This window comes from Streptomyces sp. VTCC 41912 (assembly GCF_045799175.1).
Classification (GTDB): Bacteria; Actinomycetota; Actinomycetes; order Streptomycetales; family Streptomycetaceae; genus Streptomyces; species Streptomyces albulus_C.
The window spans coordinates 13924-34116 of record NZ_JBJMAB010000002.1; the positions used below are offsets into that span (position 1 = coordinate 13924).

17 protein-coding genes are annotated in these 20193 nt (G+C 75.0%); 5 read left to right on the forward strand and 12 right to left on the reverse strand.

What is annotated here, in order from left to right:
• Nucleotides 1–38: 38 nt before the first annotated feature.
• From moeZ to ACJ6WD_RS03435, 11 genes are all read right to left on the reverse strand, one after another.
• Nucleotides 39–1217, reverse strand: coding sequence for an adenylyltransferase/sulfurtransferase MoeZ (gene moeZ, locus ACJ6WD_RS03385; RefSeq protein WP_233656869.1), 1179 nt, complete (start codon nt 1215–1217; stop codon nt 39–41).
• 339 nt (nt 1218–1556) lie between these two features.
• A complete protein-coding gene (locus tag ACJ6WD_RS03390; protein WP_016571662.1) occupies nt 1557–2516 on the reverse strand; it encodes an NAD(P)-dependent oxidoreductase in 960 nt (319 codons plus the stop codon).
• 295 nt (nt 2517–2811) lie between these two features.
• The gene (locus ACJ6WD_RS03395) at nt 2812–4065 is read right to left on the reverse strand and encodes a hypothetical protein (RefSeq protein ID WP_407615120.1); all 1254 of its coding nucleotides are present in this window, start codon (nt 4063–4065) and stop codon (nt 2812–2814) included.
• A gap of 196 nt (nt 4066–4261) precedes the next feature.
• Complete coding sequence (locus ACJ6WD_RS03400) at nt 4262–6025, reverse strand: DUF3492 domain-containing protein (protein WP_376447700.1); 1764 nt, start codon at nt 6023–6025, stop codon at nt 4262–4264.
• Nucleotides 6026–6224: 199 nt separating this feature from the next.
• Nucleotides 6225–7889 (reverse strand): dipeptide ABC transporter ATP-binding protein, encoded by a 1665-nt coding sequence (locus tag ACJ6WD_RS03405; RefSeq protein ID WP_407615121.1) that lies wholly within the window; start codon nt 7887–7889, stop codon nt 6225–6227.
• Nucleotides 7886–8875: an ABC transporter permease gene (locus ACJ6WD_RS03410; protein WP_376447438.1), complete on the reverse strand. Its 990-nt coding sequence runs from the start codon at nt 8873–8875 to the stop codon at nt 7886–7888. The genes ACJ6WD_RS03405 and ACJ6WD_RS03410 overlap by 4 nt, the downstream gene beginning before the upstream one ends.
• Nucleotides 8872–9831 carry an ABC transporter permease gene (locus ACJ6WD_RS03415; protein WP_407615122.1) on the reverse strand — a complete coding sequence of 320 codons (960 nt, stop codon included), beginning with the start codon at nt 9829–9831 and terminating at the stop codon, nt 8872–8874. The genes ACJ6WD_RS03410 and ACJ6WD_RS03415 overlap by 4 nt, the downstream gene beginning before the upstream one ends.
• Nucleotides 9828–11576 carry an ABC transporter substrate-binding protein gene (locus ACJ6WD_RS03420; RefSeq protein WP_407615123.1) on the reverse strand — a complete coding sequence of 583 codons (1749 nt, stop codon included), beginning with the start codon at nt 11574–11576 and terminating at the stop codon, nt 9828–9830. Before ACJ6WD_RS03420 ends, ACJ6WD_RS03415 begins: the two co-directional genes overlap by 4 nt.
• A 180-nt stretch (nt 11577–11756) precedes the next feature.
• On the reverse strand, nt 11757–11849 hold the full coding sequence (locus ACJ6WD_RS03425; protein WP_020930902.1) for an Ms4533A family Cys-rich leader peptide: 93 nt from the start codon (nt 11847–11849) through the stop codon (nt 11757–11759).
• Nucleotides 11850–11957: 108 nt separating this feature from the next.
• Nucleotides 11958–13391 (reverse strand): DUF3152 domain-containing protein, encoded by a 1434-nt coding sequence (locus ACJ6WD_RS03430; protein ID WP_407615124.1) that lies wholly within the window; start codon nt 13389–13391, stop codon nt 11958–11960.
• A gap of 8 nt (nt 13392–13399) precedes the next feature.
• Entirely contained in the window at nt 13400–14431 is a 1032-nt protein-coding gene (locus tag ACJ6WD_RS03435; protein ID WP_407615125.1) for an alpha/beta fold hydrolase, read from the reverse strand.
• A gap of 151 nt (nt 14432–14582) precedes the next feature.
• Between ACJ6WD_RS03435 and ACJ6WD_RS03440 the strand changes: the two genes are divergently transcribed.
• From ACJ6WD_RS03440 to ACJ6WD_RS03455, 4 genes are all read left to right on the forward strand, one after another.
• Nucleotides 14583–14807, forward strand: a complete 225-nt coding sequence (locus tag ACJ6WD_RS03440; protein WP_016575983.1) for a hypothetical protein — start codon at nt 14583–14585, stop codon at nt 14805–14807.
• A gap of 148 nt (nt 14808–14955) precedes the next feature.
• A complete protein-coding gene (locus ACJ6WD_RS03445) occupies nt 14956–15597 on the forward strand; it encodes a TetR/AcrR family transcriptional regulator (protein WP_016575982.1) in 642 nt (213 codons plus the stop codon).
• Nucleotides 15598–15738: 141 nt separating this feature from the next.
• Nucleotides 15739–15966 carry a DUF3107 domain-containing protein gene (locus ACJ6WD_RS03450; protein ID WP_016575981.1) on the forward strand — a complete coding sequence of 76 codons (228 nt, stop codon included), beginning with the start codon at nt 15739–15741 and terminating at the stop codon, nt 15964–15966.
• Between the two features lie 284 nt (nt 15967–16250).
• Complete coding sequence (locus ACJ6WD_RS03455) at nt 16251–16544, forward strand: hypothetical protein (protein WP_233656877.1); 294 nt, start codon at nt 16251–16253, stop codon at nt 16542–16544.
• Between the two features lie 43 nt (nt 16545–16587).
• Here ACJ6WD_RS03455 and ACJ6WD_RS03460 read toward each other — a convergent pair whose 3' ends face one another.
• A complete protein-coding gene (locus ACJ6WD_RS03460) occupies nt 16588–17325 on the reverse strand; it encodes a ferritin-like fold-containing protein (RefSeq protein ID WP_016575979.1) in 738 nt (245 codons plus the stop codon).
• Nucleotides 17326–17628: 303 nt separating this feature from the next.
• Here ACJ6WD_RS03460 and ACJ6WD_RS03465 point away from each other — a divergent pair, with 303 nt between their 5' ends.
• Nucleotides 17629–20055: a DEAD/DEAH box helicase gene (locus ACJ6WD_RS03465; RefSeq protein WP_407615207.1), complete on the forward strand. Its 2427-nt coding sequence runs from the start codon at nt 17629–17631 to the stop codon at nt 20053–20055.
• Nucleotides 20056–20193: the final 138 nt, after the last annotated feature.

A 20193-nucleotide genomic window follows, 5' to 3' on the forward strand; every position in this document is an offset into this window, starting at 1 on the left:
GTCACGGGGGGGGCGCGGCGCCCCGCTCGCGGAGCCGCTCAGTAGACGGGCTTCTCCGGCTCGACGGTGTTGACCCAGCCGATGACGCCGCCACCGACGTGCACCGCGTCGGCGAAGCCGGCGGACTTCAGGACCGCCAGGACCTCGGCGGAGCGGACGCCGGTCTTGCAGTGCAGGACGATCTTCTTGTCCTGCGGGAGGTCCTGGAGGGCGGTGCCCATCAGGAACTCGTTCTTCGGGATCAGGCGGGCGCCCGGGATCGAGACGATCTCGAACTCGTTGGGCTCCCGGACGTCGATGATGTCGATCTTCTCGTCGCTGTCGATCCACTCCTTGAGCTGCTGCGGAGTGATCGTCGAACCGGCCGCCGCCTGCTGGGCCTCCTCGGAGACCACACCGCAGAACGCCTCGTAGTCGATCAGTTCGGTGACGGTCGGGTTCTCGCCGCAGACCGCGCAGTTGGGGTCCTTGCGGACCTTGACCTGGCGGTACGTCATCTCCAGCGCGTCGTAGATCATGAGGCGGCCGACCAGCGGGTCGCCGATGCCGGCGAGCAGCTTGATGGCCTCGTTGACCTGGATCGACCCGATGGAGGCGCAGAGCACGCCGAGCACGCCGCCCTCGGCGCAGGAGGGCACCATGCCGGGCGGCGGGGGCTCCGGGTACAGGCAGCGGTAGCACGGACCGTGCTCGCTCCAGAACACCGACGCCTGGCCGTCGAAGCGGTAGATGGAACCCCAGACGTACGGCTTGTTCAGCAGCACGCAGGCGTCGTTGACGAGGTAGCGGGTGGCGAAGTTGTCCGTGCCGTCGACGATGAGGTCGTACTGCGCGAAGAGCTCCATGACGTTGGTGGAGTCGAGGCGCTCTTCGTGGAGGTTGACCGTGACGTACGGGTTGATGCCGAGGACCGTGTCCTTGGCGGAGGCCGCCTTGGAACGGCCGATGTCCGCCTGGCTGTGGATGATCTGGCGCTGCAGGTTCGACTCGTCGACCTCGTCGAACTCCACGATGCCCAGGGTGCCGACGCCGGCCGCGGCCAGGTACATCAGCGCGGGCGAACCCAGGCCGCCGGCGCCGACGCACAGCACCTTGGCGTTCTTCAGCCGCTTCTGCCCGTCCATCCCGACATCGGGGATGATCAGGTGGCGGGAGTACCTGCGGACCTCGTCGACGGTGAGCTCCGAAGCGGGCTCGACCAGGGGTGGCAGCGACACGGGGACTCCGTTGGTCGGTCTCGATGGGGTTCCCCCGCCCCGGTCGGAACCAGGAACGGTGGAGACGGTTCTCCCCGTAACACTGCCACGCCCTTCTTCATTCCGAGACACCCGGTCCGGTGTGCGAGACGAATGCGTCCCAGTAGCCGGGCAGCGACTCCCCGGGGTCGCCCACGGCCGCCACCACCTCGCTGGACTGCGCGCGCCGGAGGGCCGGCGCCCCTGGCCGGCGCCGTACGGGGGCGGGTGCTCCACCCCCGTACCCGCCGCCAGCCGTCTCACTGGCCGGACGCCCGTCTCGCGGATCGGTGTGTGGCGGTGCGGCGCCCGGCCGGCGGCTCAGATGCGGCAGGCCGCCTCCATCCAGATGTCGGCGAGGGACTCCTCCAGGACGATCCGCGGGCGCCAGCCGAGCCGGTCGCGGGCGGTGCGCACGTCGGCCTGCTGCCAGGTGCCGCAGCCGTCCGGATACGGGTAGGCGGTGGGGGGCGTGCCGACCGCGTGCCCTTCGGAGGCCGGGGCCGGGATCACCAGCCGGGCCGGTGGGGAGTCGAGTTCGTGCAGCGAGCCGCCGAACCCGGCGACCCGGGCGAGCACCGCGGCGGCCTCCCGCAGCCGCACCGCCCGCCCGGTCCCGATGTTGACCACGCCCTGCGCGGCGGAGAGCGAGGCGGCGTGCACCGCCCGGGCCACGTCCCGGACGTCGACGAAGTCCCGCTGCACCCCCAGCCCGCCCAGCTTGAGCTCGTTGTCCCCAGACTGCATCGCGCGCCGCATCGCCTCGGCGAGCCGGCCCAACGGCGAGCCGGCCGGGGTGCCCGGGCCGACCGGCGAGAACACCCGCAGCACCACGGCGTCCAAACCGGAGCCCAGTACCAGCTCGGTGGCGGCCAGCTTGCTGACGCCGTAGGGGCCGCCGGGGCGCGGCACGGCGTCCTCGGCGGTGGACGAGCCGGGCTGTGAGGGCCCGTACTCGGAGGCGCAGCCCAGGTGCACCAGGCGGGCGCCGCAGCCGCTGCGGCGCAGTGACTCGCAGATGGTGGCCACCGCGACGGTGTTGTGCCGGGTCAGCTCCCGGGCGCCGCCGCGGGTGGTGCCGGCGCAGTTGACGACCACGCCGGGGTGGACCGCGTCGAGGAAGCGGGTGAGCGCCCCCGGGCTGCCGGTGGCGAGGTCGAAGCGGACGTCGGCGTCGTCCCCCCGGCCGAGGGCGGTGAGCTGGACGGCGGGGTCGGCGAGCAGGCGGTCGGCGACGTAGCGGCCGAGGTAGCCGTTGGCGCCGATGAGCAGCACCCTCATCGTGCGGCCTCCCTGCGCGCGTGCCGTGTGGTCGGGTGGACGTTCATGTGACGACTCCTCATGCGGATCGAGGGAAGCGGGTGAAGGGCGCCGACGCCGACCGCGGAGGCGGTGCCCGCCCCCGGGGGCGGCGGCCCGGTGGGGGGTGGGGTCCGCGGCGCGGGGGCCGGGGCGGGCGACGCGGCGGCATCGGGGCGCCGCGCCGTGCGGAACGTGGACGCGGAGTACGCGGAGTACGCGGAGTACGCCGAGTACGCCGAGTACGCAGCCCCGTGCGGGCCGGTGGGGCACCTCGTCACCGGTGGGCCTCCGGCCGGTCGGTGAGCGGGGTGCCGCCGCGGCGTTCGGGTGCGGCGGCGGGCGGGTGCGCGCAGGCGCCGGTGAGCGCCCGCAGCCCGCGGGCGAGCAGGCCCAGGGCCGCGAGGGTGCACGCGGCGGCGGGGACCGCGGCCGGTCCGGCGGCGGCGACCAGGGTCTCCACCGGAGTGCCGAGCGGCGCCAGCCCGGGCAACCGGGCGGCCAGGACCAGGCACAGGGCCGCCGCTTCCAGGGCGGCGGCGCTGCCCAGGCCGGCCGCGGCGGCCGTCGGGAAGCCGTGCACCGCGAGCAGCCGGGCGAGGAAGAGCAGCAGCGCCAGCGCGCCGGCCGCGAGGACGGCCGACCTGCCGCCGGGGCGGCCCGCACCGGCGAGCAGCAGGTGCGCGCCGACCGCCAGCGCCAGCGCGGCGCCCAGGAAGAACCCCGTGGCGCCGACCAGCAACGGCCGTACCCGGGAGGCGAGTTCGGCCAGGGCGCGGCTGCTGGCCAGTCCGCGGCGGCCGCGGACCGCGAACCAGTGGGCGCACCCGGCGGCCGGGACGACCGCGCAGGCCAGCGCCACGGCGGTGGCGACGGCCGCCCGCGGGTGCGGGCCGGGCACGTCGGGTCCGCCGGAGAGCAGCTGCGCCAGCAACCAGTCCCCGTAGACCGCGTAGCCCACCGTCCAGCCGGCCCACAGCACCACGGCCCGGGACCCGGGGCGGTGGCGCAGCCGCAGTGGCCCGTGGCGCAGCGCCAGCCGCAGGGCGAGGGCGGTCAGCAGCAGCCCGGCGGCGTCGACCGCCGCGACGAGGTGCCGGGTCGGGTGCCGCACGGCGGCGTGGGCGGCGACGGTGGCGAGGGCGAGCGCGCCGGGCAGCAGTTGGACGGCGCCGCGGGCGAACCGGGAACGGGGCGCGGGGGCGACCAGGAGCGGGTCCGGTTCCGGGTCCGGGTCCGGTTCGCTCTCGGCCGTCGGCCCGGGCGCCGGCCGTCGCACCGGTTCGTCGGCGCGCGGGATGCGGGCGTAGAGCTCTTCGGCCAGCGAGAACACGTCGCGGTGCCGGAAGCGGGCGGCGGCGCGGTCGGTGACTCCGTGCGCCTCCAGGCCGGCGGCGATCTCCAGAGGGTCGACGGCGCGTTCGCACAAGGTGCGGTGACGGTGCATCAGCAGGCGGACCGGGTCGGCGGGGCCGTGCCGCGGGGTCGGCCGGGCGGGGGGCGCCGCGGTGCCGCTCTCGGACGCGGTCATGTGCCGTCTCCTCTCCTCCGGTCCCGGCGACAGGGGCCGGCGAGGGGGCCGCCCCGGTCCGACGACGCCCACCCGGCCCCCGGGGCGCCGCCCCGACACACCGCGTGCGCCGCGTCCGCCCGGCCCGTCACCCGTGCCGCGCCCACCGCGCCGCGCACGTCCCGTACGTCCGTCACCATTGCCGCCTCCCTCACCCTCACCACACCTGCCCGGCGGCCGGTTCGCCGGCCGCCCCGTACCGCGTGCGCCGGGTCCGTCCGCCCGCCCGTGCCCAACTCGGCGTGCGGGCGGCACCGGCCGGCGACGGCCCCTCGGGCATCCGCGACTCCGCGGGCCGGGCGAAGGGCCGCGGAACGCCGCCCCCGGCCGTGGCGCCGCATCCCGCGGGGCCGCCGGGGGCCTGCGCGATCAGTTCCAGGTAGATGCCACGAAATGCCGCGACGTTCTGCTCGACGGTGAAGAGTTCGAGTGCCCGGGCGCGGGCCGCGGCGCCCAGGCGGGCGCGCCGTTCCGGGTCGGCGAGCAGCGCCCGGCATGCCTCGGCCAGCGCGCGGGGGTTGCGCGGCGGGACCACCAGGCCGGTGCCCCCGATCACCTCGCAGACCGCGCCGGTGTCGGTGGAGACCGTGGCGCGGCCGCAGAACATCGCCTCCACCAGGGAGCGCGGGAACCCCTCGACGGCGCTGGAGAGCACCACCACCGTCGCCGAGTCGTAGGCGTCCGCCGGGGTGGGTGCGGCGGGACCGCCGAACTCCTCGAAGCTGACCGGGTTCTCCCCGGCCGAACGGGCGTCGACGGCCTCGTCGGGGAAGAGTTGGGCGGCCAACGCCCGGCACTGGGCGCGGTAGCCGGCGGCCTCCGGGTCGGCACCCAGGCCGCCGATGATCCGCAGGGTGGCGGCCGGCACCTCCCTGCGGAGTGCGGCGAACGCGTGCAGCAGTCCGACCAGGTCCTTGTCCGGGGCGATGGCGCCGGTCCACACCAGGGTCGCGGAGTCGTCCGGCGCGGCGTCCGGCACCGCCGCGAAGGGGCCGGCGTCCCTGCCCGGGTAGACCGTGCGCAGCCGGGCCGGGTCCGCGCCGCACCGCTCCTGCCAGCGGCGGGCCCGGGTGCCGCCGGCGGTGATCAGCGCGGCCCGGGCGTAGGTCTCGGCGGCCAGGGCGCGCCGGAAGGCGGCGAGCAGCACCCGCACGGGCGCGGTCCGCGGTGCGGTCGGGTCCGTGAGGTAGTGCTCGCGCAGGCGCACGGCGTGCTCGGTGACCAGGAGCGGAGTCCCGAAGAAGCGTTTGGCCAGCAGCCCCGGGAGGGCGGCGGCGCCGGCCGAGGTGGCGTGGCAGAGGTCGACCCCGGCGAGCCCGGCGTCGCCGTACCAGTCCAGCGCGAGCGGGCGGAGCGCCGGCTCCAGTTCCGCGGTGGCCGCCAACAGGTCGGTGACCTGGGCCCCTTGGAGGACGGGCGCCGCGCCGGGGCCGTGGCAGACGGCCTCCAGGACCCGCACGGCCTCCTCGGAGCGGAGCAGGGCGGGCAGTGCGGCGCCGGCGCGGGCCAGGTCGGCGAGCCCGTAGAGGCCGCTGGCGAAACGGTCCGCCTGGCCGTCCGCGCCGGATTCCGCGCCGGTGGCCCGCTCCCCCGCCGCCGACGCCGCGCAGGCCGCCACGAGGTCGCCGAAGTGCTCGACGAACCGGCGCCGGGCGCGGCGGCCGGCGGATCGGCCCCCGGGGTGCTCCGGTGCGGTCCGGCGCCGCGCCACCGGGACGTCGCCCCACAGCGGCGCCGACCCGGCCAGCCGTACGTTGGCCGGCAGTTCCCCGGGGCCCCGGGCGTCCTGCCGGGCGTCCGTGGTCAGCGCGTGGAGCGCGAAGTCGTGGCCGGGCAGCCCGCGCACGAGCCGCTCGCACCACCCGTGCGCCTCACCGGACGCGTAGGGATAGCCACCCTCGGTGAGCAGTCCAATGCGCACGACGGCACCCCCGTCCTCCCATATCGGCGTCCTGGCGCGGCACGTCCCCCGCCACCTGCAGGAAGAAGCTACGCAAAGGGGCCGGTGGCGCGATGGACGGTTGTCCATCGCGCCACCGGAAGGGGTGAACACGCGTGACTTTCCACCCCTCGGGCCGTTTCGCCGCGCTATGGGGTCGTTGGGCGGGGCGGTACGGCCGTCAGGCCGCCGCCCGCAGCGCCCGCTTCCCCGCCGCGACCTGCGGATCCAGCACCGGGACGGCCGCCAGCAGCCCCTGTGTGTAGGGGTGTTGCGGACTGTCGTACACCCGGTCGACCGGCCCCTCCTCGACGATCCGGCCGGCCCGCAGCACCGCCACCCGGTCGCTGACCGCCCGGACCACCGCCAGGTCGTGGGCGATGAAGACCAGCGCGAGGCCCAACTCCCGGCGCAGTTCGGCGAGGAGGGCCGTGATCTGCGCCTGGGTGGTGACGTCCAGCGCGGAGACCGGCTCGTCGCAGACCAGCAGCCGGGGCGCGGGGGCCAGGGCCCGGGCGATCCCGACGCGCTGCCGCTGGCCGCCGCTGAACTCGTGCGGATAGCGGTGGTACCAGTCCGGGTCGAGGCCGACCCGGTCCAGGAGTTCGCGGGCGCGCCGCACGGCCCGCCGGTCGTCGCTCTCCCCCGCGGCGCGCAGCGGGTCGGCCACCGACTCACCGATGGTGCGGCGCGGGTTGAGCGAGGACGAGGGGTCCTGGAAGACCATCTGCACCTCGGCCCGCAGTGGCCGCAGTTGGCGTTCGCCGAGGCGGCCGATCTCCCGCCCGCGGAAGCGCAGGCTGCCCGCGGTGGGCTCCAGCAGGCGGACCAGCATCCGGCCCAGTGTGGTCTTGCCGCTGCCGGACTCGCCTACCAGGCCCAGCACTTCGCCGGCGGCAACGGTCAGCGAGACGTCGTCGACCGCGGTAGCGCGCTCCCGGCCCCGGCCGAACTCCCTTCGCAGGCCCACGGCTTCGAGCAGCGGTTCGCCCGGGGCGGGGGCCGCGCCGGCCGCCCCGCCCGGCGGCGGGACCCGTGCGGCGTCCACCCGGGGCACCGCCGCCAGCAGTTCCTTGGTGTACGCGGCGCGCGGGGAGCCGAGGACCTCCGCGACCGGGCCGCGTTCCGCCTCCCGCCCGCCGCGCAGCACCAGCACCTCGTCCACGCTGCCGGCCGCCACCCCGAGGTCGTGGGTGACCAGGACCAGGCCCAGCCCGCTCTCCGCGCGCAGTTCGTGCAGCAGGTCGAGGATCTGCGCCTGCACGGTGACGTCCAGGGCGGTGGTCGGCTCGTCGGCGATCAGCAGCCGCGGCTCGCAGGCCAGGGCCATCGCCAGCAGCGCGCGCTGCCGCATCCCACCGCTGAACTCGTGCGGCCGGGCCCGGGCGCGGCGGGCCGGGTCCGCGATGCCGACCCGGTCGAGCACCTCGACGGCCCGGGCCCGGGCGGCCCGCCGGGAGGTGCCCGGCCGGTGCACCCGGTGGACCTCGGCGATCTGGTCGCCGACGGCGTAGTACGGGTCCAAGGAGGAGAGCGGGTCCTGGAAGACCATCGCGGCGGTGCCGCCGCGCAGCCGGCGCAACGCGGCCTCGGGGGCGGCGAGCACGTCCCGTCCGGCGACCCGGACCGTGCCGGTCACCCGTGCGCCGGTGCCGCGGTGCAGGTCCAGCAGGGCCGCGGCGACGGTGGACTTCCCGGAGCCGGACTCGCCGACGAGGCCCAGCGCGCGGCCGGGCGCGAGGCGGAAGGAGACCCCGTCGACGGCCCGGACGTCGCCGGCCGCGGTCGGGAAGTCGACGGTCAGGTCGGTGACCTCGACCAGCGGGTCGGTGGGTTGCGCGGTCATGTGAGGGTCACCCTTCGGTCGGCGAGCGCGTACAGGACGTCGGCGACGGCGCTGGCCACGACCACGGCGGCGCCGACGCCCAGCACCGTCCCGACCACCACCGGCAGGTCCACGGTGCGGACCGAGTGGACCAGGAGCTGGCCCAGGCCCGGCAGGCCGAAGAGGGTCTCGGTGAGCGTCGCGCCGCCGAACATCGTGCCGAGGTCGATGGCGTTGAGGGCGATCACCGGCGGCAGCGCGCCGCGCAGCGCGTGCCGGCCGACCACCGCCCGTTCCCGCAGCCCGTAGGCGCGGAAGGTGCGGATGTGGTCCTCGGCCAGCGTCTCCAGGGTGGCCGAGCGGGTCAGCCGGGCGTACTTGGCGGATTCCAGCAGGGCCAGCGCCGTCCAGGGCAGCAGCAGGTTCCAGGCCCACTGCTCGGGGTCCTCGGTGAGCGGGACGTAGGACGGGAACGGCAACCACTGCAGGGAGGCGCAGAACAGCATCAGGAGCAGCAGCCCGGTGATGAAGACCGGGATGGCGGTGCCGGTCAGGGTGAGCACCGTCAGCACCCGCTCGGCCGGCCCGCCGCGGCGCAGCGCGGAGAGCAGCCCGGTGCCGACGCCGAGCAGCAGCCACAGCACCATCGCGCCGCACGCGAGGGAGGCGGTGACCGGCAGCCGGTCGCCGAGCAGCGTGGTGACCGGCTGGCCGTTCTGGTACGAGAGGCCGAAGCAGGGCGCCGGGCAGTGCAGGACGCCGGTGCCGGTGGAGAAGTCGCGGCCGGTGCCGATGGCCTGGAGGAAGTGCAGGTACTGCGCCACCAGGCTTTCGTCGAGGCCGAGTTGGTCGCGCACCTGGCGGATCTGGCCGGCGTCGCAGCGGGGACCGCAGGCGAGCCGGGCGGGGTCGCCGGGGGCGACGTAGAAGAGCAGGTAGACGACGACGGAGAGCAGGAACAGGACGAGCAGCGCGCCGCCCAGTTTGCGCAGGACGTAGCCGGTCATGCGGCGGCGCTCCTCTCCCGGCGGAGCCGCCGCCCGCCCGGTGTGCCGACCCTCAGCCGGGACCGCTCCCGCGGGTCGAGCGCGGCGCGTACCGCGTCCCCGAGGACGGTCAGGGCCAGGACCGTGACGAACAGGAAGGCGGCGGGCAGCAGCACGTACAGCGGATCGGCGCGGAACCACGTGGTGGCCGTGGAGAGCATCTGCCCCCATGAGGAGGTGGGCGGTTTGACGCCGATGCCCAGGAAGGACAGCGACGCCTCGACCACGATGTTCGTCGGGACCAGGAGCGCCGCGTAGGTGATCACCGGGGCGGCGAGCGCGGGCAGCAGTTCCCGGCGGGCCACCCGCCAGGGCCCGGACCCGCCGAGCCGGGCCGCGGCCACGTGGTCCAGCTTCTTCAGCGACAGCGTCTGGGCGCGCACGACGCGGGAGGTGCCGCCCCAGTTGAGCAGACCGATGACGACGACCAGCAACAGCGGTCGGGGGAAGTCGGCCGGCACGACGGAGGTCAGGGCCACCCCGCAGACCAGCAGCGGCAGCGCCACCAGGACGTCGGTGAGGCGGGAGAGCACGGCGTCGGCGAACCGGCCGCCGAGCCCGGCGGCCAGCCCGACGCCCACCCCGATGCCCACCTGGAGGACGGTGGCGCCCAGGGCGACCAGCAGGGAGATCCGGGCGCCGTACAGCAGCCGGGCGAAGAGGTCCCGGCCGGTGCCCGGTTCGACGCCCAGCCAGTGGGCGCCGCTGACCCCGCCGTACGGGCCGAGCGGCACCCCGCCGCGGGCCGAGTCGATCAGGTCGTCGTGGTACGTGGTGGGGTCCTGGCCCTCCAGGGCCGCCAGCAGCGGGGCGGCGAGGGCCAGCAGGGCGAGCGCCGCGAGGACGGCCGCGGCCACCACGGCCCCCGGCCGCGCCCGCAACCGCCCCCATGCGCCGCTTTCTCGTCGGTTCGTCACTTGACCGACACCTGCGAGATGTCGAGGACGCCGTCCCAGTCGCTGATCACGACGTTCTTGACGTCCTTGCCGTAGAGCCGCTTGTAGACCGGGTGGAAGAGCGGTACGGACAGTGCCCGGCGGCCGAGGGTGCGGTCCAGGGCGCCCCACCGCTTGGCCGCGGCGGTCAGGTCGGTCAGCTTGTTGATCTCGTCGATCTCGTGGTTGACCGCCGGGTCGTCGAGCTGGGCGTGGTTGAAGTTGTAGGCGTCCTTGACGATCTGCCGCCCGTCGAAGATCGGCGCGAGGAACGGCCCGCCGGACGGCCAGTCGGCGCCCCACCCGCTGAGGAACAGGCCCGGCTCGTCCGTGACGCTGTGGACCTTGTCGTTGTAGGCGTTGCCCTCCAGTCCGGCCAGTTTCACGGTGATGCCGGCCTTCTTGAGGGATTCCTGGACGGCGGTGGCGACGTCCGGGCTGGTCGCGAAGTTCTTGGTGGTGGAGTGCGTGAGGGTGATCGTCAATCCGTGGGCGTAGCCGGCCTCTTCGAGCAGTTCCCGGGCCTTCTGCGGGTTTCCGGTCGGTCCGGCCGGGAACGGGTCGTCCGGGGCGTAGCCGAAGGACTTCTGGTTCGGCAGGAAGGTGGTGGCGGGTTCGGCGAGCGAGGAGCCGCCGGCCGCGTTGACCACGCTCTGCCGGTTGACGGCGTAGGCGAGGGCCGCTCGCACCTTCGGATCGTCGAAGGGCTTCACCTTCGGGTTGAAGGCGAGGTAGTTGGTGTAGCCGAAGTGGCCGGTGCCAACCCGCTTCTTCAGCTCCGGGTCGGCCGCGATCTGGGCGAGTTCCGCGGGGCCGAGGTTGGTGTCGGTGGTGACCGCGGCGGCGTCGGCGCCGGATCCGGTGGACAGCCGCTGGTTGATGACCGCGGGGTCGAGCCCGGACTTCACGTCGATGGTGTCGGGATAGGCGTGCCGCTGGTCGTCGGTCCGCCGCGACCAGTGCGGGTTGCGCTCCAGGACGAGGCGCTCGCCGTCCCCGGTGTTCGAGACGACCTTGTAGGGCCCGGAGGAGACCGGGTGCTGCTCGTACTTCGTGCCGGTGTCCTTGGCGCGCGGCACCGGCGCGAACTGGGTCTGCGTGGCCAGCAGCGGGAATTCCCCTTCCGGTTTGCGCAGGTGGAAGACGAGGGTCTTGTCGTCCGGGGTCTCGATGGATCTCAACCCGCCCTTGCCGGTGTCCTTGTACGGGCCCTCGTAGGTGCCGCCGCCGACCAGCCAGTCCCGCAAGTAGGGTGCGCCGCCGGAGAGTTCGGGGGCGAAGGAGCGCTCGATGCCGTATTTGACGTCGGCGCTGGTGATCGGCGTGCCGTCCTCGAACTTCAGCCCGTCCTTGAGGGTGTAGGTCCACACCGTGGCGCCCTTGCTGGGGCGTCCGGTGTCGGTGGCGAGGTCCGGGACGACCTTGGTGCCGGCCGCGCCGTCGGCCCGGTTGCGGGTGGTCAGAGTGCGGAAGACCAGGGTGGGGACCTTGCCGCCGCCGGAGGTGTAGAGCCGGGCCGGGTCGAAGTTGGTCTGCGGTTCGGAGTTGAGGACGGTCAGCGTGCCGCCCTCGGCGGGCGCGGCGTCGGTGCCGCCGGCGCCGGCGTCCTTGGGGCCGCAGGCGGCCGCGCCCCCGGCGAGGACGGCGGCGACCACGGCGGCGGCCGCCCTGGTCGCGGTGCGGGAGGGGTGGCGGGAGGGGTGGCTGGAGGGGACCGGCTCGGCCATGGCGGAGGTGCCTTTCACAACAGGAGGCACCCGCACGGGACGGCAGGAGGGCGCGCGGGCGCGCGGGGCCGCCCCCTGCGGACGCGTCAACGGAGGAGTTCACGACGGACGACGCGTGGCGACGCGGGGGGATCACCCCGGTCCGGGAGGGCTCAGCGCCTCGACGGGACCGGGCGGGCCTCAGCGACAGTCGATGTCGGCCACGCTCTGCACGGACACGCCGAGCAGCGCCCGCTGGAGGGCGGCGCGGTCGGTGGCGTGGCGGTGCGGCATGCGCAGATCATGGAACGCCGGTTCGGTTCCTTGCAAGGCGTCTCGCGGGGCGAGACAAGTCGTCTCAATACCGAGCGGCCGACGCCCCCGTCCCGCCGCCCGACCGGCTCACCGACCGGTCGGGTACGGCCAGGAGTTGGGCCGGCAGGTCGCCCCGTCCGTGGTGAGGAACTTGGTCTGCTGCATCATCACCGGCGCGAGCGCGCCCTGCCGCGTACACGCCTCGTGGTTGTGTCCGAGCCGGTGCCCGACCTCGTGGTTGATCAGCATCTGCCGGTAGGCCAGCATCTTGTCGGGGCCGTAGGTCTTGGCGCCCTGCGCCCACCGGTAGGCGTTGATCATCACGCGTTCGGTGGCCGCCGAGTCGCAGGAGACGTTGTCCTCGGTGGTGTCCAGGCCGGACTTGGCGCACCACTTCGCGGTGGTCCCCGGGCTCGCCAGCGAGATCACGAAGTCCGCGTCGCCGGACCCGACGCGCTGGAAGGTGCGCCGCCCGCCGTGCGCCCAACTCCGGTCGTCGTTCAGGGTCTTGTGCACGGCATCGGCGAACAGCCGGCCGTCCAGCGGCAGTCCCTCCTCGACGTCCACCCGGTAGCGCAGCACCTTGCCGTGGCCGGGCGCCTTGGCGTCGCCGCCGACCGCCCGGAACTGGCCACTGGCGGTCAACTGCGGGTCGAGCGGGAAGACTTGGGCCATCTGGGTGGCGTAGTCGGCGGGCTTGGCGTCCTGGCCGGCCCGCACCTCGGAACGCGACGCCTCGTCGGTGCCGGTGTCGCTCCGGTCGTCCCCGCTGCGGGCCTGCGCCCCACCGTCGTCGCGGTGCTGGTCGGCGACCTGACCCGCGATGACGACGGCGAGTGCGGTGGTCACCGCCGCGGCCGCCGCACCGGTGAACGTGCGCGCCTTGGTGCCCTTGCGGGCCGCGCGCGGGGCGTCTCGGCCCCCGGCGCCGTCCTCGCCCGCGGTGTCGACCAGCACCGGATCGCCGCCGCCCCGGCCTCCCGCCGGCACCGCGAAGGCCGCGTCGGGCGCACCGCCGGAGAACCCGTCCAGAAACGCCGCGGCCTGCTCGGCCGGGGCGCCGGCCGGCAGGTCGGCGGGCTCGTGGCCGCGCGCGCGGGGCCGGGCCGGGTCGCCGAACGCCTCCAGGTACTCCCGCCGCGGTCCCGGCCCGCCGCCCGGCGACGCCACCGGAGCGCCGAAGACGGGCGTGCCGGCGGCGGGCGTGGCGTAGGGGGGCGGCGCGGACCGGGCCCCGCCGGGCTCGGCGGCCCGCGGTCGCGGAATCCTCGGCGCGGCCTGGGCACCCGGCGCGTGGCCGTACGCGCCGGCGGCGGTCGGCTCCGGGTCCGTGCCCCAGCCGCCGCCCGGCTCGCGCTGTTCGGGATGGCCGCCGCGCACCGCGCCGCCGCCCTCCGGCGGGCCGGCCGTCCGGCGTCGGCGCCCCGTGCCGGGGGCGGGGGCGGGGGGCGTACTGCCGGTGCTCTCGGCCGCGTCACCGGACGGGCGCTGCGGCCCGCCCTGACGGCTGTGTCGTCCCACGGGGCCCGTCAGCTCCCGTCCGCCGCGGGCCGCGCGGCACCGGGGGCCTCGGACCGGGCCGTTGCGGAGTCGACCAGGTCGCGGACGGCCCGTGCCACCGCCTCGGGGTACTCCATCATCGCCACGTGTCCCGCCTCCGGAAGGGTCAGCAACCGCGAACCGCGGAACGCCGCGGCCGCCCGCCGCGCCATCCGGATGGAGACCAGGCGGTCGCGTCCACCGTAAACGAGGAGGGTGGGTGCCAGGACGCGTTCGGCCTGACGCCACAGTCCGTGCTGGCCGCCGAGCGTGTAGGCGTTGACCACACCGCGCGCCGAACGCTCCATCGCCTCCCAGAAGTAAGGGAGTTCGAGCCGTCGGGCGTACTCCTCCACGGCGGATTCGAAGCCCTCGGGGGTGACCCGGGCCGGATCGCCGTAGCAGAGCGCCAGCACCTCGCGGGTGCGCTGCTCGGCCGTCCAGTCGCGGGTGAGCCGGCCGAACAGCCGGGCCACGCCGGGGATCGCGAGCAGCGCGGTGGGCACCGCCGTGCGCTGCGGCCGGAGTTCGGGCAGCGCGGGTGAGATCAGGGTGAGGGTGCGGACCAGGTCGGGACGCGTCGCGGCGACCCGGGTCACCGCCGCGCCGCCCAGGGAGTTGCCGATGAGGTGGACCGGCCCGCGCCCGACCGCGTCGAGGTGGCGGACGACCGCACGAGCCTGCGCGGAGACCGAGTAGTTGCCGTCCTCCGGCGGCGGCGACTCGCCGAAGCCGGGGAGGTCGATCGCCTCGCCGGCCAGCCGGTCGGCGAGCAGCGGCATCAGGGCCGACCAGTTCCGCGACGAGCCGCCCAGGCCGTGGACGTAGAGGGCCGGTTCGCGCGTCCGGTCGGCGGCGCCGGCCGGGACGCCCGGGGTCCGGACGGCCAGCGTCAGCCGTGGCGGCGACGCCAGCGTCGTCCACTCGACCGCCTCGTCCGCGGCGCCCGGGGCGCCGGGGCCGGCCGGCGGCACCGGGAGGGCGGCGGCTGTCGCGGTGTCCGGCGACTCGGTCGAAGACATGGGGTCGATGTTACGAGACGATCACGCCCCCGATTGTGTGTTCGCGGTCACACACCGCATCGCGCACCCGCAACCGCTCTCCTAGGCTCGTAGCTAGGGCGGCCACCACAGGCGGACCGGGCCCCCGTACGCACTGGACTAGGGAGCCACCATGCACGTCGACCCGACGGACCCCGACACCTTCGAGGAAGCGGCGAACGGCCCCAACCTCACCCAGATCGACGTGGAGGCACCGGAGGCCGACGCCGCCGAGCAGCACGCCGACCTCGCCCCGCACCGCGACGACACGGTGACCGGCGGCGACTTCTCCGCGAACGAGGCGGACCGCGCCGAACAGGCCCGGGTCGTCGAACTCAACGAAGACGAATACCGATGACCTGGGACGTTATGTCGCCTTCGAAGACCGGTGCCGGGCAGAATTTCTCCCCACGGACCGCACACAGCCCCGTTACCCAAAAGTACGATGACGGCCGCGGTGCACCACCTTGTACGGACCGCGAACGGAACGATTTCTGGGAGGCAGCGTGAGCGCCATCGAGCAGACCGAGGCGGCGCGCCCGCGGGGCACGCGCCTGCCACGCCGAGCCCGGCGCAACCAGCTCCTGGGCGCGGCCCAGGAAGTGTTCGTCGCGCAGGGGTACCACGCGGCCGCGATGGACGACATCGCCGAGCGGGCCGGCGTCAGCAAGCCGGTGCTCTACCAGCACTTCCCCGGCAAGCTGGAGCTGTACCTGGCCCTGCTCGACCAGCACTGCGAGGCACTGCTGCACTCGGTGCGCACGGCCCTGGAGTCCACCAACGACAACAAGCAGCGGGTGGCGGCCACCATGGACGCCTACTTCGCGTACGTGGAGGACCCGGGCGGCGCCTTCCGACTGGTCTTCGAGTCGGACCTGACCAACGAGCCGGCCGTCCGCGAGCGGGTGGACAAGGTGTCCTTGGAGTGCGCCGAGGCGATCAGCGCGGTGATCGCCGAGGACACCGGGCTGTCGCGGGACGAGTCGATGCTGCTGGCCGTGGGCCTGGGCGGGGTCTCCCAGGTGGTGGCGCGGTACTGGCTGTCCTCGAAGAGCCAGGTGCCGCGGGACACCGCGGTGCAGCTGCTGACCTCGCTCGCCTGGAAGGGCATCGCCGGATTCCCGCTGCACGGCACCGACACCCACTGACCGTGTTCGCTGCTGGCGTGTTCGGTGACGTCCTGTCCGTCCCCGCACCGGGCTAATGTGGGCTGCGTACCGCGCGGCTGGCCGCGCACCCTCCCCCGGCTGACGTCGGGGGACCCCCAGACCATCGGAGGGACAGTAGCCGTGGAGGTCAAGATCGGCGTGCAGCACGCGCCGCGCGAGATCGTTCTGGAGAGCGGGCAGCCCGCGGAGGAGGTCGAGCGCGCGGTGAGCGACGCGCTGACCGGCAAGGCGGAGCTGCTGAGCCTGGTGGACGATCACGGTCGCAAGGTCCTCGTCGCGGCGAGCCGGGTGGCCTACGTGGAGCTCGGTGAGCCGACCGCCCGCAAGGTGGGCTTCGGCGCGCCCTGAGCCACACCGACGCCGGCGCGCGGGCGCCGTCACCGACACCGCAGGGCGGCGGCCCGGAGAGCGTTCTCCGGGCCGCCGCCCTGCGGCGTTCCAGGGGCCACCGCCGGCGGCCGCCGCGGCACGGAAATCCACGCCCGAAATCCCTTGCCCGATGGCCGGACGCAGGCGCACGCTGACCGGACAAGCGGGCCCGCGCCGGAGGGTTGTTGCCGGCGGCCCCTGGGTACGACCGCCTACGACCGATTTGTTCGACCGATCGGCCTCGTCACGCGGGAGGGAACAGCATGATCTGGGAAGCGCTCGGCGCCGTGATCGTCGGATTCGCCATCGCCCTGTCCGCGCGCCGATGGCTGCCGGAACGGTTCCCCGACCGCGTCCTGACGCTGGCCACCGGCCCGGTCGCGGCGCTGCTCGGCGCGCTGCTGACCCGGTCGATCCTGGGGCCCGGCCACCCGGTGCAGGTGATGGTCGCCGCGTGCGCCGTGGGCGCCGCGCTGCTGTCGGTCCTGGTGCGCCCGCCGCGCCGCCGGCCCCGCCGCCCGGCCGCCCCGCTGAAGGGCCACCGGACGGCCTGCTGACCTGCCGCGGCGCGACGCGGCCGGTACGCCGTTGCCGACCGCGTCAGGCCGCGAGGCCCAGCGCCGCCATCCGCTTGGTGTGCGCCTCGGTGATCCGCGAGAACATCCGGCCGACCTCGGCCAGGTCGAAGCCGTCGGCCAACCCGCCGACCAACATGGTGGAGAGCGCGTCGCGGTCGGCGACCACCCGCTGGGCCTGCGAGAGCGCCTCGCCCATCAGGCGGCGGGCCCACAGCGCCAGCCGCCCGCCGACCCGCGGTTCGGCCTCGATGGCCGCCCGGACCTTCTCCACGGCGAAGGTGGCGTGCCCGGTGTCGTCCAGCACCGCGAGCACCAGGTCGCGGGTGTCGGAGTCCAGCCGCACCGCGACCTCGCGGTAGAAGTCACTGGCGATCGAGTCGCCGACGTACGCCTTGACCAGGCCCTCCAGCCAGTCCGACGGAGCGGTCTGGCGGTGGAACTCGTCGAGCGCCGCGGCGAACGGCTCCATCGCCTCGTTCGGCTCCGCCTCGATCTCGGCGAGCCGGTCCCGGAGCCGCTCGAAGTGGTGGAATTCCGCCGAGGCCATTTTGGCCAGTTCGGCCTTGTCGTCCATCGTGGGGGCGAGCTTGGCGTCCTCCGCCAGGCGCTCGAAGGCGGACAGCTCGCCGTACGCGAGTGCACCGAGCAGATCGATCACGGCGGCCCGGTAGTGCGGGTCGGCGGATGCCCGGTCCCAGTCCTGGGCGGCGATTCCGGTGTGTTCCTGGGCGTCAGCAGCGGCGTTGTCAGGCGTCTCCATGACCGGCACAATAGCCCGCCCGAGGGGCCGCGGAAGGCCCTGGTCAGCCACGGCTCGACCACCCGTGCGCGGGGTCGTCGGGACGGGTGCCGCGCGCCGTGATGAATTCCTCAGTCATACACGCCTTCGGATTCAGGGGCGACATCCGGGGTACAGTGCTAAAGGACCCGCCGAGTAGTCGGTGGGTCGTTCCACGAAAGCGGATGCCCGGTCGGTGGCCCGATCGGCTCCACCCGACCGCCCTCCCCGCGGCGCGACGCGACGTGCGCACAGCAGGAGGGACACCGCTCGCGGCAGGAGTGCCTGAGCGACGGCAGTGGTCCCGCGCCATCCGGCCCAGCAGGCCGGCGTCGTACGAACCCGTACGACGGCGCGGTACGACCCCCTCCGCCGCCTCCCGCCGCGTCTCACAGAAGAGGCAAGACTCTGTCTACGACGTTCCGAGATCTCGGGATTTTCCCCGAGACTGCCGAGGCCCTGGAAGCCGTCGGCATCGTTTCCCCCTTTCCCATCCAGGAGCTGACGCTCCCCGTCGCCCTCTCCGGCAACGACGTCATCGGCCAGGCCAAGACCGGCACCGGCAAGACGCTCGGCTTCGGCCTGCCGCTGTTGGAGCGGGTCACCGTCCCCGCCGACGTCGAGGCCGGCCGGGCCACGCCCGAGCAGCTGACCGAGGCGCCGCAGGCCCTCGTGGTCGTGCCCACCCGCGAACTGTGCCAGCAGGTCACCAACGACCTGCTCACCGCCGGCAAGGTGCGCAACGTCCGGGTCCTCGCGATCTACGGCGGCCGGGCCTACGAACCGCAGGTCGAGGCGCTGAAGAAGGGCGTCGACGTGGTCGTCGGCACGCCCGGCCGGCTGCTGGACCTGGCGGGCCAGAAGAAGCTGAACCTCTCGCAGGTGCGCACCCTCGTCCTGGACGAGGCCGACGAGATGCTCGACCTGGGCTTCCTGCCCGACGTCGAGAAGATCCTTCAGCTGCTGCCGGCCAAGCGGCAGACCATGCTGTTCTCGGCGACCATGCCGGGCCAGGTCATCTCGCTGGCCCGCCGCTACATGTCGCAGCCGACGCACATCCGCGCCACCGCCCCGGACGACCAGGGCGCGACGGTCGCCAACATCACCCAGCACGTCTACCGCGCGCACTCGCTGGACAAGCCGGAGATGGTCGCCCGGATGCTCCAGGCGGAGGGTCGCGGGCTGGCGATGGTGTTCTGCCGCACCAAGCGGACCGCCGCCGACATCGCCGACCAGCTGGCCCGCCGCGGCTTCGCCTCCGGCGCGGTCCACGGCGACCTCGGCCAGGGCGCCCGCGAGCAGGCGCTGCGCGCGTTCCGCAACGGCAAGGTCGACGTGCTGGTCTGCACCGACGTCGCCGCCCGCGGCATCGACGTCGAGGGCGTCACGCACGTCATCAACTACCAGTCGCCCGAGGACGAGAAGACCTACCTGCACCGCATCGGCCGCACCGGCCGGGCGGGCGCCAAGGGCACCGCGGTCACCCTCGTCGACTGGGACGACATCCCGCGCTGGAAGCTGATCAACAAGGCCCTGGAGCTGTCGTTCGACGAGCCGGAGGAGACCTACTCCACCTCGCCGCACCTCTACGAGCAGCTGAACATCCCCGCGGGCACCAAGGGCGTGCTGCCGCGCGCCGAGCGCACCCGGGCCGGGCTGGCCGCCGAAGAGGTCGAGGACCTCGGCGAGACCGGGGGCCGCGGGCGCGGCCGGCGGTCCGGCGGCCGGGTCGAGAAGGAGATCCAGGAAGAGCCCCGGCGCACCCGGACGCCGCGCCAGCGGCGCCGGACGCGCGGTGGGGCCCCTCTGGAGGAGTCGGCCGCCGCGAGCGCGCCGGAGACCGGCAACGCCGCCGACGCCGCGGTGCGCACCGCCGAGGGCACCGAGGCCGCCGCGGCCCCGCGCACGCCCCGTCGTCGGCGCCGCACCCGGGGCGCGGTGGCCACCGCCGCCAGCGAGGCCGCGGTCTCCGAGCACCGCGAGGCCACGGCCGGCGCGATCGCCGAGGCCGCCACGGTGCCGGCCCCCGCGGCCGGCCCGGACGCCGAGGCGGGCCAGGAGCCGGCCGCCAAGCCGCGCCGGCGCCGCACCCGCAGCGCCGCCAAGACCGCCGCGGTCGAGCCGGTGGCCGCACCGGTCGTGACCGAGACGGTCGCCGAGCCGGTGGCCGAGGCCGAGGCCGTCCTGGCGACGGTCGAGGGCGCGGACGCCGCCCCGGCGAAGCCCAAGCGGACGCGGAAGACCGCCGCCGCCAAGAAGACCGCGGACGCCGACGCCGCGCCGGTCGCCGTGGACGCGGTGGACGGCGGCGCGACGACCCCGGTGGTCGCGGACGTCGAGGCGCCGGCCAAGCCCAAGCCCAAGCGGACCCGGACCCGCAAGGCCGCCGCCGCGGAGCCCGCGGTCGAGGCCGTAGCCGCCGTGGCGACGGCGGAGGGCGTCGACGCCGCCCCGGCCAAGCCCAAGCGCACCCGCAAGACGGCCGCGACCAAGGCGGCCGCCGCCAAGAACACCGCCGCGGAGCCCGCCGAGGCCACCGACGGGGAGGCGCCGGCCAAGCCCAAGCGGACGCGGAAGACCGCCGCCGCGAAGGCCGCCGAGGCCGCCCCCGAGGTCGTGGCCGTGGTGGACGGCGCGGAGGTCAAGCCCAAGCGCACCCGCAAGCGGGCCGCCCCCAAGAAGACCGCGGACGCCGCTGCGGTCGAAGGCTGAGCCGACCGGCCCGACGGCACCCGACGACCCGGCCCCGCTCCGTGCGGGCGCCGGGTCGTCGGCGTTCCGGGGGCCGCGCACCTCGGGCGTCGCCGGCGTCCCGATCGGATTTTCCCCGGCCGTCCCGATAACCTCACC

Bases quoted from the DNA above. Each gene is read 5' to 3' on its own strand.
- ACJ6WD_RS03435 (WP_407615125.1), bottom strand. From the start codon at position 14,431: ATGTCTTCGACCGAGTCGCCGGACACCGCGACAGCCGCCGCCCTCCCG.
- ACJ6WD_RS03460 (WP_016575979.1), bottom strand. From the start codon at position 17,325: ATGGAGACGCCTGACAACGCCGCTGCTGACGCCCAGGAACACACCGGA.
- ACJ6WD_RS03405 (WP_407615121.1), bottom strand. From the start codon at position 7,889: ATGACCGCGCAACCCACCGACCCGCTGGTCGAGGTCACCGACCTGACC.
- ACJ6WD_RS03420 (WP_407615123.1), bottom strand. From the start codon at position 11,576: ATGGCCGAGCCGGTCCCCTCCAGCCACCCCTCCCGCCACCCCTCCCGC.
- ACJ6WD_RS03425 (WP_020930902.1), bottom strand. From the start codon at position 11,849: ATGCCGCACCGCCACGCCACCGACCGCGCCGCCCTCCAGCGGGCGCTG.
- ACJ6WD_RS03390 (WP_016571662.1), bottom strand. From the start codon at position 2,516: ATGAGGGTGCTGCTCATCGGCGCCAACGGCTACCTCGGCCGCTACGTC.
- ACJ6WD_RS03440 (WP_016575983.1), top strand. From the start codon at position 14,583: ATGCACGTCGACCCGACGGACCCCGACACCTTCGAGGAAGCGGCGAAC.
- ACJ6WD_RS03455 (WP_233656877.1), top strand. From the start codon at position 16,251: ATGATCTGGGAAGCGCTCGGCGCCGTGATCGTCGGATTCGCCATCGCC.
- ACJ6WD_RS03410 (WP_376447438.1), bottom strand. From the start codon at position 8,875: ATGACCGGCTACGTCCTGCGCAAACTGGGCGGCGCGCTGCTCGTCCTG.
- ACJ6WD_RS03395 (WP_407615120.1), bottom strand. From the start codon at position 4,065: ATGACCGCGTCCGAGAGCGGCACCGCGGCGCCCCCCGCCCGGCCGACC.